The following is a 12,454-nucleotide window of genomic DNA, read 5'->3' on the forward strand; positions in this document are numbered from 1 at the left end:
GCCGGAGCCCGCACTTTCAGGGAGACGCCGCCATGAATCGGCCGCTAAATCGTATCCTGCCGCGCGTGACCGGACTCGCATCGGTCTGGACGTGGATCAAGTGGTCCTTGCTCGCCGCGCTGCTGATCGCGGTGGCGATCGTTGCGCGGCTCGTGCAGACCGAGATCGAGACGTCCCGGCTGCAGGCGCACTATCTGTCCGAGCTCACCCGCGACGTTGGCTACACGATCGAAACGGGTCCGAGCGATCACATCCGCTTCCCCGCGAACGGCCCGTACGACCAGCGCCTCGGCTACGCGATGCTGCCGGCATTCCAGGAGCGGCTGCTCGCGCGCGGCTTCGTCATCGGCAACCAGGCGCGTGATTCGCAGCGGATGCTGTCGCTCGGCGATCGCGGGTTGTTCCTCCCTTACGAAGAGAAGGACCAGGCCGGCCTGATGCTGTTCGATTCGACCGGCGCGCCGCTGTTCGCGACCGTGTTCCCGCAGCGCGTGTACGCCGACTTCGACACGGTGCCGCGCGTGGTCGCCGATTCGCTGCTGTTCATCGAGGATCGCTACCTGCTCGACGCGAACGAGCCGAACCGCAACCCGGCGATCGACTGGGGGCGTTTCAGCCGCGCACTCGCCGACCAGGCGCTGCACGTCGTCAACCGTCACCAGGCGCGCCCGGGCGGCAGCACGCTCGCGACGCAGATCGAGAAGTTCCGCCATTCGCCCGAAGGCCGCACCGCGACGCCGCCCGAGAAGCTGCGGCAGATCGCATCCGCGTCGGTGCGCGCGTACCTGAACGGCCCGCAGACGATGCTCGCGCGCCGCACGATCGTCGTGCGCTACCTGAATTCGGTGCCGCTCGCCGCGCGGCCGCATGTCGGTGAAATCACCGGCATCGGCGACGGTCTCGCCGCGTGGTACGGCCGCGACTTCAACGACGTGAACCGGATCCTGTCCGCGCCGACGACGGGCGACAATGTCGACGAACAGGGCAAGACGTTCCGCGAGGTGCTGTCGCTGATCATCGCGCAGCGCGCACCGTCGTACTTCCTCAACCGCGGTTATCCGGCGCTGGAGAAGCTGACCGACAGCTACCTGCGGCTGCTGTCGACCGGCGGCGTGATCTCGCCCGCGCTGCGCGATGCCGCGCTCGCCGCGCAGATCGAACGCAGCGCGCCGCCGGCCGCCGCACACGTGCAGTCGTTCGTGTCGCGCAAGGCCGTGACGTCCGCGCGCGCGTCGCTGCTGTCGGCGCTCGGCATCGGCGACCTGTACCAGCTCGACCAGCTCGACCTGCAGGCAACCAGTACGCTCGACAACGGCGTGCAGCAGGCCGTTGCCGAACGGCTCGCACGGGCGTCGACACGCGACGGCGCGCAGGCCGCCGGCCTGTACGGTTTCGAGATGCTTGCGCCGAAGGACGACCCGTCGCACCTCACGTACAGCTTCACGCTGTACGAACACCGCAACGGCGCGAACATGCTGCGCGTGCAGACCGACAGCGTGAACGAGCCGTTCGACGTGAACCGCGGCGGCCGCATCAACCTCGGGTCGACCGCGAAACTGCGTACGCTGATCACGTACCTGCAGATCGTGTCCGACCTGCACGCGCGTTACGCGAACCTGTCGAACGCGGAGCTTGCGCGCGTGAAGCCCGACCCGATGGACGGACTGTCGCACTGGGCGCTCGACTACCTGTCGCATACGCGCGACCGCTCGCTGCAGGCGATGCTCGACGCGGCCGTCGAACGCAAGTACTCGGCGAGCCCCGACGTGTTCTACACGGGCGGCGGCGCGCAGGTGTTCTCGAACTTCGAGAAGTCGGACAACGGCCGCATCCTGACGCTGCACGCGGCGTTCGAGCACTCGGTCAACCTCGTGTTCGTGCGGCTGATGCGCGACATCGTCCACTACGAGACGCTGCAGGCGGCCGGCCCGTCGTCGTCGTGGCTTGGAGACCCCGAGCAGCGCCAGCGTTACCTGCAGCAGTTCGTCGACGGCGAAAGCCAGGTCTACGTGAAGCGCTACTACACGCGCTATGCGGGTAAGGCGCCCGACGATGCACTCGCGTTGATGCTGCGCGACGTGCGCAAGTCGCCGCCGAAGATCGCGACGGTGCTGCGCAGCGTCGCGCCGAACGAATCGCTTGCATGGTTCGATGCGCAGATGCGCGCGCAACTGAAGGGGACGCCTGCCGCGACGCTGTCCGACGACGATCTCGCCGCGCTCTACGCGAAATATGCAATCGACCGCTTCAACCTCAATGACCGCGGCTATATCGCGAGCGTGCATCCGCTCGCGCTGTGGACGCTCAACTACCTGCGCGCGCACCCGGCCGCATCGCTCGCCGAGGTCCAGCGCGACAGCCACGATGCGCGCTTCTACACGTACTCGTGGCTGTACAAGACGCGCTACCACGCAACGCAGGACCGGCGCATCCGTCGCATGGTCGAGCTGCGCGCGTACGCGGAGATCACGAAGTCGTGGCGCGCGCTCGGCTACCCGTTCGCGGAAGTCACGCCGTCCTACGCGGCCGCGATCGGCGCATCGGGCGACCAGCCCGACGCGCTCGCGAAACTGATCGGCCTGATCGCGAACGGCGGCCAGAAGGCGCCGACCGAGACGATCACGCGGCTCGACTTCGCGAAGGGCACGCCATACGAAACGCGCTTCGTGCGCGCGGCCGCGCAGCCGCAGCCGATGCTGTCGCCGGAGATCGTCAACGTGGCGCACACGCTGCTGCGCGACGTCGTGCTCAACGGCACCGCGCGCCGCCTCGCGGGCGGCCTCACGCTGCCCGACGGCAAGACGCTCGACGTGTACGGCAAGACGGGGACGGGCGACCAGCGCTTCAACGTCTATGCGCGCGGCGCGCGGCTGATCGAGTCGCGTAAGGTCAACCGCAGCGGCACGTTCGTGTTCGTGATCGGCAACCGGTTCTTCGGGGTCCTGACGGCAACCGCGCACGAACCGTACGCGGCCCGCTACGACTTCACGAGCGCGATGGCCGTACAGCTGCTGAAGTCGATGGCGCCGGCGCTCGCGCCACTGATCGAACGCCCGGCCGACGCCGGCACGCGCACGGCGGGCCCGGCGCCGCAAGCGGAAACGCCTGCGCCGGACACGGCGTCGGCACAACCCTCCTGAGCGCGGCGCGACCGTTCGCGCCGCCGTGCGCCGCTCAGTGCGAGCGGCCGTCGTAATGCGTGACGGGCAGCGCGTCGAGGTCGACATCCTCGAGACAGCGAACGTTGATCGCCGCCATCGCGGTGCCGTCCGGATGCATGCCCTCGCCGAACGCGTGAATCCCGCAGCGCTTGCAGAAGCGATGCTTGATCACGTGCTTGTTGAACAGGTAGGTCGCGAGATGTTCTTCGGGCGTCAGCAGCTTCATGTGGTCGCGCGGCACGAACCACATCAGTGCGCCCTTGCGCTGGCAGATCGAGCAGTTGCAGGCCATCACGCCCTGCAGGTCGCCTTCCGCCTCGAACTTCACGTCTCCGCAGTGACAGCTTCCGCGATAAAGCATGGTCGTCTCCCGGTGCGGCCCGTGCGCGTCGACGGTATCCGGGCAGACACCGTTGGCCGGGCCGATCCAAACGCGTACAGTAGCGCTCGCATGCGCCGCACGCAACGTCCGGCGGCGCCCACCCCGACCCTGCCCAACCAAGGAAAACCGTCATGCTCGAACTGCGCCCCGGCTGCGAATGCTGCGACAAGGACCTGCCGCCCGATTCGGCGGAGGCGCGCATCTGTACGTTCGAATGCACGTTCTGCGCGACCTGCGCCGACGACGTGCTGAAGGGCCGCTGCCCGAACTGCGGCGGCGACCTGGTCGCGCGCCCGCGGCGACCGGCGAGCCTGCTCGCAAAGTACCCGCCATCGACCCAACGCATCGTCAAGCCGGGCGGCTGCGCGAACGCCTGACGGCGCCTCGCCGCCCGCGCCTTTCCGTCACGACATCTCGATCCGCGCACGCGTCACCGCGAGCAGCGTCGCCATCGCGCGGCGCGCGCCATCCTCGTCGCGCACGCGGATCGCATCGCTGACGGCCACGTGCTCGGCGAGCGATGCATTGTAGACGTCGGCCCGGCGCGCGTTCAGATGCAGCTGCGCCTCGAGCGTGCGGTCGATCAGCGCGCCGAGCGGCACCAGCAGCTCGTTGCCGCCGGCCTCGAGCACGCTCAGGTGAAAGCGCAGGTCGGCGCGCACCCATTCGTCGACGTTGCGCGCGGCGGCCATCGCACGCGCCGCGCCGTCGATCGCGGCGAACGCTTCCGGCGTATGCGCGCGCGCGGCCAGCGCGGCCGCGTACGGCTCGATCATCTCGCGCATCTCCTGCAGCTTCAGCGCAAACGCGAGCGGCGGCGCGACGCGCGCATACCAGTCGAGCAGGTCGGCGTCGAGCAGGTTCCACGCGCGGCGCGGCCGCACGCGCGTGCCGACCTTCGGCCGCGATTCGACGAGCCCCTTCGACGTCAGCGTACGCAGCGCCTCGCGCATCACCGTGCGGCTGACGCCGTACATCTCCATCAGGTCAGGCTCCCGCGGCAGCAGCGATTCGGGCGGATAGTCGCCGCGCAGGATCGCCGTCGCCAGCCGGAAGGCCGTCTGTCCATGCAGGTCGCGTTGAATGATCGTTCTCCGTTGATCCGGCAGGCCGGCTGCCCACTATCTGCACAATAATGCTATTAATACTATTTTTTATCGGGCTACGCTAGGATAACCGTGAAAGCACGCGACCGTGCGCCGCGCCCGAGCGGCCGTGCCGGTCAACCATGGAGACTCGCGTCATGAAAATCACCCGCCTCGAAACCTTCGTCGTCCCGCCGCGCTGGCTGTTCCTCAAGATCGAAACCGACGAGGGCATCGTCGGCTGGGGCGAGCCGGTCGTCGAAGGCCGCGCGCACACGGTCGAGGCCGCCGTGCAGGAACTGGCCGACTACCTCGTCGGCCGCGACCCGTTGCTGATCGAAGACCACTGGCAGGTGATGTACCGCGCGGGCTTCTACCGCGGCGGCCCGATCATGATGAGCGCGATCGCCGGCGTCGACCAGGCGCTGTGGGACATCAAGGGCAAGCATCACGGCGTGCCCGTGCACGCGCTGCTGGGCGGCCAGGTGCGCGATCGCATCAAGGTGTATTCGTGGATCGGCGGCGACCGGCCGAGCGACGTCGCGAACAATGCGCGCGCGGTCGTCGAGCGCGGCTTCAAGGCCGTGAAGATGAACGGCTCCGAGGAACTGCAGATCGTCGATACCTACGACAAGGTCGAGCAGGTGATCGCGAACGTCTCGGCCGTGCGCGACGCAGTCGGCCCGCACGTCGGGATCGGCGTCGACTTCCACGGCCGCGTGCACAAGCCGATGGCGAAGGTGCTCGCGAAGGAGCTCGACCCATACAAGCTGATGTTCATCGAGGAGCCGGTGCTGTCGGAGAACGCCGAGGCGCTGCGCGACATCGTCAACCAGACCAACACCCCGATCGCGCTCGGCGAACGGCTGTACTCGCGCTGGGACTTCAAGCACATCCTCGCGGGCGGCTACGTCGACATCATCCAGCCCGACGCGTCGCACGCGGGCGGCATCACCGAGTGCCGCAAGATCGCGACGCTCGCGGAAAGCTACGACGTCGCGCTCGCGCTGCACTGCCCGCTCGGCCCGATCGCGCTCGCCGCGTGCCTGCAGCTCGACGCGGTCAGCTACAACGCGTTCATCCAGGAACAGAGCCTCGGCATCCACTACAACCAGGGCAACGACCTGCTCGACTACCTGCGCAACCCCGAGGTGTTCCGCTACGAGGACGGCTTCGTCGCGATCCCGCAGGGCCCGGGGCTCGGCATCGACGTGAACGAGGAGAAAGTGCGCGAGATGGCGAAGACGGGCCACCGCTGGCGCAACCCGGTGTGGCGCCACGCGGACGGCAGCGTCGCCGAATGGTGATGAAGGGGTGAGATAAGCCGGAATGCGCGACGATCACGCCGCGCACCGGCTTCGACACGGCCGCCCGACAGGCGGCCGTTTTTGCTTCTGCGATCCGCAGGGCGTCGACAGCGCGCATCGCTGCCCCGCCCCGCACCGGACCCTCGGTCAGCCGAGCGCCGCGAACCCCGGCACGCTGAACGACAGCACGGCCGCCGCGACGAACACGCCGATCATCGTCATCCCTTCGAGATGCAGGATGTTGCGGAACGTGTGCGCGTCCTCCGTCGACGCGGTGCGGCGCAGGCGCGGCAGCGCCGAGAAGCGGTTCAGGCCGCCGAGCACGAGCGCGAGCGCGACGAGCAGCAGCTTCAGCAACAGCACGCGTCCCCACGTGCTGCCGTCGAGCGGCGCGAGCGAACCGCCAAGCCCGCGGATCGCGTTGAGCGCGCCCGTGCCGAGCACGAACACGACCGCGATGATCGACGTGCGCGACAGGTGCTGGCCGATGCGGATCAGCGCGCCGCGCGCGACCGACGAACCGAGCGCCGGCAGCACCGCGAGCCCGCCCGCCAGCACGAGGCCGCCCCACACGGCCGTCGCGAGCAGGTGCAGCGTCTGTACGCCAACCGCCGCGGACAGTGCGCCCGTATCGGCCGCGTGGCCGAGCGAGGCCTTGCCGGCCGCGACCACGATCACCGCGAGCCACAGCACCGCGTGCGCGAGCGGGCCATCCGGTTTCGCGAGCGCGACGATCGCGAGCACGAGGGCGCCGGCGAACGCGACGCTCCATGCGAAGCCCGTGTGCGTCTGCATCAGCATGGTCGGAATCGCGGCGAATGCGCCGCCGAGCCCCGCGCCGCTCATCGTCGCGGCCTCGTAGACGAGCCAGCCGAGATCCGCGAGCACGAGCGCCAGCGCCGCCGCGACCAGCGAATGTTGCGCGCGCAGCCACGCCGGATGCGACGGCGCGATGACCGGCCGTGCGCCGTCCTTGCCGAGCCACGCCTTGAGCAATGCCGAGCCGACCGCCATCGCGAACGCGGCGTCCATCAGCGCCGCGAGCGCGACCTGACCGATCCACAAGCTGTCGAACTTCATCGCGCGCACCCTCCCGACAGCGACGGGCCGGCAGGGCGGCGGCAAGGGGACGGACAGCGTGAGGCAGGCAACGGCACGGTAGAAAACGTCATCGATGAATCCGGAAACGGGAGAAATGACTGGACCAGCGGCGGAGGCGGCGCCGCGCGACCCGCGAGTGTACGGTCTTCGATGGTGAAAACGCACGCCGGTTCACACAGCGGTGCCGCAATGCGCGTCAAATTGTCGCAAGTCGCGAACAGACAGGAACCGATGTCCTTTTGCCAAATAGCCGTCATTACCCATCGATGATAGAATGCCGCGTCGCAGCAGCCCGGCTGTCCTGCCGTCCATGCGCCGAGCCGATCGTAGCCCGGACAAGGTCCCCGACGAATAAACATGGAGTCTCGTGTGTCTTCAAGACGCGTCTTCCGTCCGCTGCTCGCCGTTCTGATGATCGGCGGCGCGGGCCTTATGAGCGCTGCCCAAGCGCAGACCAAGCCCACGGAGCAAGCGCACGCCCAGCAGGCGCCGCTCAAGGCACCCGATACCATGGCCGAGCGCGTGCGCGGCTGTACCGCATGCCACGGCGTTCACGGCCAGGGCACGGACAACGATTATTTCCCGCGTCTTGCCGGCAAGCCGGCCGAGTACCTGTACAACCAGCTCGTCAACTTCCGTGACGGCCGGCGCAAGTACCCGCCGATGAACTACCTGCTGACGTACCTGAACGACGACTACCTGCGCGAAATCGCCGAGCATTTCTCGGCCGAACGTCCGCCGTACCCGACGCCGGCGAAGCCGACGTTGCCGGCCGCGACGCTCGCACGCGGCAAGCAGCTCGTCACGCAGGGCGATCCGTCCCGCAAGCTGCCGGCCTGCGTGGCCTGCCACGGCGCGGGGCTGACCGGCATGCAGCCGGCGATCCCGGGCCTCGTCGGCCTGCACGCCGATTACCTGAGCGCGCAGCTCGGCGCATGGCGCTCGGGCAACCGCCACGCGAAGGCACCGGATTGCATGCACGACATCGCATCGAAGCTTTCCGACGAAGACGTGACGGCCGTGACCGCATGGCTCGCCGCGCAACCGGCGCCCGCCAACCCCGTGCCGGCCCCGGCGCGTTCGATGAAGACTCCGCTCGCCTGCGGCAGCGAACCGCAATAAGGCAAGGGAGACAGACACAATGAAACGCAAGTCCCTGTTTGCACTCTCGGCCGCCGCGATCGTCGCGGCCGCCGCCCTCGTCCCGGTCCTGTGGCCGGGCAGCGACACGCTGCACGGCGCTTCCGCCGTCGCGGCCACGCCGGCCGACCAGGCCGCGCTGATCAAGAAGGGCGAATACCTCGCGCGCGTCGGCGACTGTATCGCGTGCCACACCGTGCGCGGCGGCAAGTCGTTCGCGGGCGGCCTGCCGATGGCGACGCCGTTCGGCACGATGTACACGCCGAACATCACGCCGGACGACCAGAACGGTATCGGCAAGTGGACGTCGGACGACTTCTACCGCGCGATGCACACGGGTCGCTCGAAGGACGGCAGCCTGCTCTACCCGGGCTTCCCGTTCGCGAGCTACACGAAGGTCACGCGCTCGGATTCGGACGCGATCTACGCGTACCTGCGCTCGGTCGCACCGGTGTCGGTGCCGAGCCGTCCGCACGAACTGAAGTTCCCGTTCAACAACCGCAACCTGCTGATCGGCTGGCGCACGCTGTTCTTCAAGGAAGGCGAGTACAAGCCTGATCCGACGAAGTCGGTCGAATGGAACCGCGGTGCGTACCTCGTCGAAGGCCTCGGCCACTGCTCGATGTGCCACACGTCGATCAACATGATGGGCGGCCCGGTGAGCTCGTCGGCGTTCGCCGGCGGCCTGATCCCGCTGCAGAACTGGTATGCGCCGTCGCTGACGAACGACAAGGAACTCGGCCTCGGCGACTGGCACGTGCAGGAGCTGTCCGACCTGCTGCAAGCCGGCGTGTCGCACAAGGGTGCCGTGTTCGGCCCGATGGCGGACGTGGTCCACAACAGCCTGCAGTACATGACCGACGAAGATACGCGCGCGATGTCGACGTACCTGAAGTCGATCCCGCAGAAGGCTGAAGCGCCGAAGAACATGCAGTACGAGCCGTCGAAGCAGTTCGGCAACGCGCTGTTCGACCAGGGCAAGAAGATCTACGCGGACAACTGCGCGACCTGCCACGCCGAAACCGGCGCCGGCAAGCCGCCCGCTTATCCGCCGCTCGCGGGCAACCACTCGATCATGATGGAATCGGCCGTCAACCCGATCCGCATGGTGCTGAATGGCGGCTATCCGCCGAGCACGTTCAAGAACCCGCGTCCGTACGGCATGCCGCCGTTCGCGCAGTCGCTGTCGAACCAGGAAGTCGCAGCAGTAGTAACGTACATCCGGATGTCGTGGGGCAACAACGGTACGCCGATCTCGCCACAACAGGTGAGTGACCTGCGTTCCGCGCCGCTTGACTAAATAACGCGTGACGCAAACGGGGCGCGGCTGCGGGAAACCGCAGCCGCGCCCCTTTGCTTTTTGCGACGCCAGTCCCCGCGCGGGCCGCGCGAGGTGTCGCCGATCATAAAACTCAAGAGTGGTATCTATGTCTTTCGAATCTCTCGGCCTGGCCGAACCGCTGGTCAAGGCGGTCAACGAGCTCGGCTACACGTCGCCGACTCCGATCCAGCAGCAGGCGATCCCTGCCGTCCTCGGCGGCGGCGACCTGCTCGCCGGCGCGCAAACGGGCACCGGCAAGACCGCCGGCTTCACGCTGCCGATCCTGCAACGCCTGCACACGTTCTACGCGGACAACCGCGGCGCGAAGCGCGCGGTGCGCGCACTGATCCTCACGCCGACGCGCGAACTCGCCGCGCAGGTCGAGGAAAGCGTCCGTGCGTACAGCAAATACCTGAAGCTGCGCTCGACCGTGATGTTCGGCGGCGTCAGCATCAATCCGCAGATCGACGCGCTCAAGCGCGGCGTCGACATCGTTGTCGCGACGCCCGGCCGCCTGCTCGACCACATGCAGCAGAAGACCATCGATCTGTCGAATCTCGACATCCTCGTGCTCGACGAAGCCGACCGGATGCTGGACATGGGCTTCATCCACGACATCAAGCGCGTGCTCGCGAAGCTGCCGCCGCAGCGTCAGAACCTGCTGTTCTCGGCCACCTTCTCCGACGAAATCAAGGCGCTCGCGGACAGCCTGCTCGACTCGCCCGCGCTGATCGAGGTCGCACGCCGCAACACGACCGCCGAAAGCGTCGCGCAGAAGATCCACCCGGTCGACCGCGATCGCAAGCGCGAGCTGCTCACGCACCTGATCCGCGAACACAACTGGTTCCAGGTGCTCGTGTTCACGCGTACCAAGCACGGCGCGAACCGGCTCGCCGAACAGCTGACGAAGGACGGCATCAGCGCGATGGCGATCCACGGCAACAAGAGCCAGTCGGCCCGCACGCGCGCGCTGGCCGAGTTCAAGAACAGCACGCTGCAGGTGCTCGTCGCGACCGATATCGCCGCGCGCGGGATCGACATCGACCAGTTGCCGCACGTCGTCAACTTCGACCTGCCGAACGTGCCCGAGGATTACGTGCACCGGATCGGCCGCACGGGCCGCGCGGGCGCGACCGGCGAAGCCGTGTCGCTCGTGTGCGTCGACGAGAAGCTGCTGCTGCGCGACATCGAGCGACTGATCAAGCGCGAGATTCCGCAGGAAGTCATCGCGGGCTTCGAACCCGATCCGCACGCGAAGCCGGAGCCGATCCAGCAGCGCCGCGGCCAGCAGCCGCGCGGCGGTGGTGGTGGTGGCGGCAATCGCCAGCCGCGTGCAGGCGGCTCAGGCCAGCCGGCCGCGAAACGCGACGGCAACCCGCAACCGAAAGCCGCACAACAGAAGGCCGCGAAGCCGCGCACGCAAGGCGGCGCCGGCGCCGGCGGCAATAGCGGCGGACGTCCGGCCGGCGGCGGCAACAGCGCACGCCCGGCGAACGGCAATGCCGCGCACGCGAACCGCAATCGTTCGTCGCGCAGCGGCCAGCGCGGTCACTGAAGCCGCGCGGCTGCGTGCCGCAGGTGCTCGACCTGGCGTTGCCAGCGTGCGAGCACCGCGGCGCGATCCCCTTCCAGCGTGAACGTGACACCTGTCGCGAGACGCGCATAGCCGACCCGCTGCGCATCGCCGTGCGCGATCGTCGCAGCGAATCCGGCGAGGCCGCCGAAGTCTCCTTCGAGCGGCGTCATCTTCAATTGCGCCTGAAAGAACGCGCCGTCGGCGACGAGCGTCAACGCGGCCGTGCGCCGTTGCATGATCGCGCGCGCCGCCCGCGACTGCGGCCATAGCGCGACTAGCAGCGTGCGCGCATCGTGCGCGTAGATCTCCCCCACGCCGAGCAGCGTCGTGCGCAACTGTCCGTCGTCGGTCGCGACGATCAGCGATGCGGCGAGATCGGCATGGCGCTCGAGCGCGCTGCCGTCGAACAGCGCGACGACGGCCGGCGGCCACGCGTCGAACGTCCATTGTTCGAGTGCGTGGCGATGGGAATCGGTCATGATGGCGTGGCCCTGGTGCGGATCGGATGAGGATGCGCCAGCATACGCGCGACGGGCCGTGCCGACGCGATCAGCGCAGGAAAACGTGCCGCGTGATCTTCGTGAGCGGATAGTGGACGCCCGGCTGGATCTTCGCGGGCAGGTCGAGCGGCTTGAGCAGCATCTTCACGCACATGTCGGCCGACAGGTTGCGCCGCACGAGCGAATTGATGCGCGCCGCGCGCTCGCGGTTGTATTGATTGTCGCCGATGCGATCGGGATAGCGAATCGCGAACACGTGGCGCAGCGCGATCTCGGAATCCTCGTTCTTGATTTCCATCACACGACGCATCAACGCGCCGAGCACCGCGAGCCGGCCGTTGCCTTCGACCTGGTTGTACTTCTTGAAGAACTTGAAGAAGTGCTTGTAGTGACGCACTTCGTCCGTGCGGATGTTGTCGGTGATTTCCTTCAGCACGGGCTCGTCCGAGCATTCGTTGATCGCGCGATAGAGCGTGGCCGTGCCCGTCTCGACGACGCAGCGCGCGACCATCTCGAGCGCGCGGGTCTTCTCGAACGCCTCGACCGAGCAGGTCTTCGAATACTCGGCGAAGAAATTCGCGAACGCGGTATCCCAGTCGAACTCGGGCCACACGTGCGCGATGTACGCCTTCAGCGCGCGGCCATGCTGCAATTCTTCGTGCTCCCATGCATTGTTGAGCCATGCGGAGACTTCCGGATCGTCATTGAAGAATGTGCTCAGATTGCTCGTGTAGAGATCCGAGCCGCTTTCGATGAACGACGACGCGCACAGCAACAGCAACAGATCCTCGTTCGCGGCGGCACGCTGACGATCGATCCGGTTCAGGTCGATGTCCTCGATACGCCACGGCATGACATGCGTCGTTTTAGTGTCCATGGTG

General features: G+C 67.6%; 11 protein-coding genes. 6 read left to right on the plus strand and 5 right to left on the minus strand.

Features of this window, described 5'->3' with window-relative positions; genetic code table 11:
- Nucleotides 1–32 precede the first annotated feature (32 nt).
- Nucleotides 33–3,140: a transglycosylase domain-containing protein gene (locus tag KEC55_RS14005; RefSeq protein ID WP_282505912.1), complete on the plus strand. Its 3,108-nt coding sequence runs from the start codon at nt 33–35 to the stop codon at nt 3,138–3,140.
- A 34-nt stretch (nt 3,141–3,174) separates the two neighbouring features.
- On the opposite strand, the gene KEC55_RS14010 is transcribed toward KEC55_RS14005, so the two are convergent.
- Complete coding sequence (locus tag KEC55_RS14010; RefSeq protein ID WP_176050266.1) at nt 3,175–3,522, minus strand: GFA family protein; 348 nt, start codon at nt 3,520–3,522, stop codon at nt 3,175–3,177.
- Between the two features lie 152 nt (nt 3,523–3,674).
- On the opposite strand from KEC55_RS14010, the gene KEC55_RS14015 reads away from it, so the two are divergent.
- Nucleotides 3,675–3,920 (plus strand): DUF1272 domain-containing protein, encoded by a 246-nt coding sequence (locus KEC55_RS14015; protein ID WP_044844539.1) that lies wholly within the window; start codon nt 3,675–3,677, stop codon nt 3,918–3,920.
- Nucleotides 3,921–3,947: 27 nt separating this feature from the next.
- On the opposite strand, the gene KEC55_RS14020 is transcribed toward KEC55_RS14015, so the two are convergent.
- Nucleotides 3,948–4,652, minus strand: a complete 705-nt coding sequence (locus tag KEC55_RS14020) for a FadR/GntR family transcriptional regulator (protein ID WP_282507531.1) — start codon at nt 4,650–4,652, stop codon at nt 3,948–3,950.
- Between the two features lie 134 nt (nt 4,653–4,786).
- Here KEC55_RS14020 and dgoD point away from each other — a divergent pair, with 134 nt between their 5' ends.
- Nucleotides 4,787–5,935 carry a galactonate dehydratase gene (gene dgoD, locus KEC55_RS14025; protein ID WP_282505913.1) on the plus strand — a complete coding sequence of 383 codons (1,149 nt, stop codon included), beginning with the start codon at nt 4,787–4,789 and terminating at the stop codon, nt 5,933–5,935.
- Between the two features lie 147 nt (nt 5,936–6,082).
- Here the strand turns inward: dgoD and KEC55_RS14030 are convergent, their stop codons facing one another.
- Nucleotides 6,083–7,015 (minus strand): CopD family protein, encoded by a 933-nt coding sequence (locus tag KEC55_RS14030; RefSeq protein WP_282505914.1) that lies wholly within the window; start codon nt 7,013–7,015, stop codon nt 6,083–6,085.
- Between the two features lie 378 nt (nt 7,016–7,393).
- On the opposite strand from KEC55_RS14030, the gene KEC55_RS14035 reads away from it, so the two are divergent.
- From KEC55_RS14035 to KEC55_RS14045, 3 genes are all read left to right on the plus strand, one after another.
- Nucleotides 7,394–8,158: a c-type cytochrome gene (locus tag KEC55_RS14035; RefSeq protein WP_282505915.1), complete on the plus strand. Its 765-nt coding sequence runs from the start codon at nt 7,394–7,396 to the stop codon at nt 8,156–8,158.
- Nucleotides 8,159–8,177: 19 nt separating this feature from the next.
- Nucleotides 8,178–9,476: a c-type cytochrome gene (locus tag KEC55_RS14040; protein ID WP_282505916.1), complete on the plus strand. Its 1,299-nt coding sequence runs from the start codon at nt 8,178–8,180 to the stop codon at nt 9,474–9,476.
- A gap of 127 nt (nt 9,477–9,603) precedes the next feature.
- Nucleotides 9,604–11,052 carry a DEAD/DEAH box helicase gene (locus KEC55_RS14045; protein ID WP_282505917.1) on the plus strand — a complete coding sequence of 483 codons (1,449 nt, stop codon included), beginning with the start codon at nt 9,604–9,606 and terminating at the stop codon, nt 11,050–11,052.
- On the opposite strand, the gene KEC55_RS14050 is transcribed toward KEC55_RS14045, so the two are convergent.
- Nucleotides 11,046–11,552, minus strand: coding sequence for a hypothetical protein (locus KEC55_RS14050; protein ID WP_282505918.1), 507 nt, complete (start codon nt 11,550–11,552; stop codon nt 11,046–11,048). The genes KEC55_RS14045 and KEC55_RS14050 overlap by 7 nt on opposite strands.
- 70 nt (nt 11,553–11,622) lie before the next feature.
- Entirely contained in the window at nt 11,623–12,450 is an 828-nt protein-coding gene (locus KEC55_RS14055; RefSeq protein ID WP_059233270.1) for a ferritin-like domain-containing protein, read from the minus strand.
- Nucleotides 12,451–12,454: the final 4 nt, after the last annotated feature.

Origin of the sequence: Burkholderia cepacia (assembly GCF_029962485.1) — a bacterium.
In the GTDB taxonomy this organism is placed as follows: domain Bacteria; phylum Pseudomonadota; class Gammaproteobacteria; order Burkholderiales; family Burkholderiaceae; genus Burkholderia.

Excerpts from the sequence above, each read along its gene's own strand:
- KEC55_RS14005 (WP_282505912.1), top strand. The coding sequence starts at position 33 with ATGAATCGGCCGCTAAATCGTATCCTGCCGCGCGTGACCGGACTCGCA.
- KEC55_RS14010 (WP_176050266.1), bottom strand. The coding sequence starts at position 3,522 with ATGCTTTATCGCGGAAGCTGTCACTGCGGAGACGTGAAGTTCGAGGCG.
- KEC55_RS14015 (WP_044844539.1), top strand. The coding sequence starts at position 3,675 with ATGCTCGAACTGCGCCCCGGCTGCGAATGCTGCGACAAGGACCTGCCG.
- dgoD (WP_282505913.1), top strand. The coding sequence starts at position 4,787 with ATGAAAATCACCCGCCTCGAAACCTTCGTCGTCCCGCCGCGCTGGCTG.
- KEC55_RS14030 (WP_282505914.1), bottom strand. The coding sequence starts at position 7,015 with ATGAAGTTCGACAGCTTGTGGATCGGTCAGGTCGCGCTCGCGGCGCTG.
- KEC55_RS14035 (WP_282505915.1), top strand. The coding sequence starts at position 7,394 with ATGGAGTCTCGTGTGTCTTCAAGACGCGTCTTCCGTCCGCTGCTCGCC.
- KEC55_RS14040 (WP_282505916.1), top strand. The coding sequence starts at position 8,178 with ATGAAACGCAAGTCCCTGTTTGCACTCTCGGCCGCCGCGATCGTCGCG.
- KEC55_RS14045 (WP_282505917.1), top strand. The coding sequence starts at position 9,604 with ATGTCTTTCGAATCTCTCGGCCTGGCCGAACCGCTGGTCAAGGCGGTC.
- KEC55_RS14050 (WP_282505918.1), bottom strand. The coding sequence starts at position 11,552 with ATGACCGATTCCCATCGCCACGCACTCGAACAATGGACGTTCGACGCG.
- KEC55_RS14055 (WP_059233270.1), bottom strand. The coding sequence starts at position 12,450 with ATGGACACTAAAACGACGCATGTCATGCCGTGGCGTATCGAGGACATC.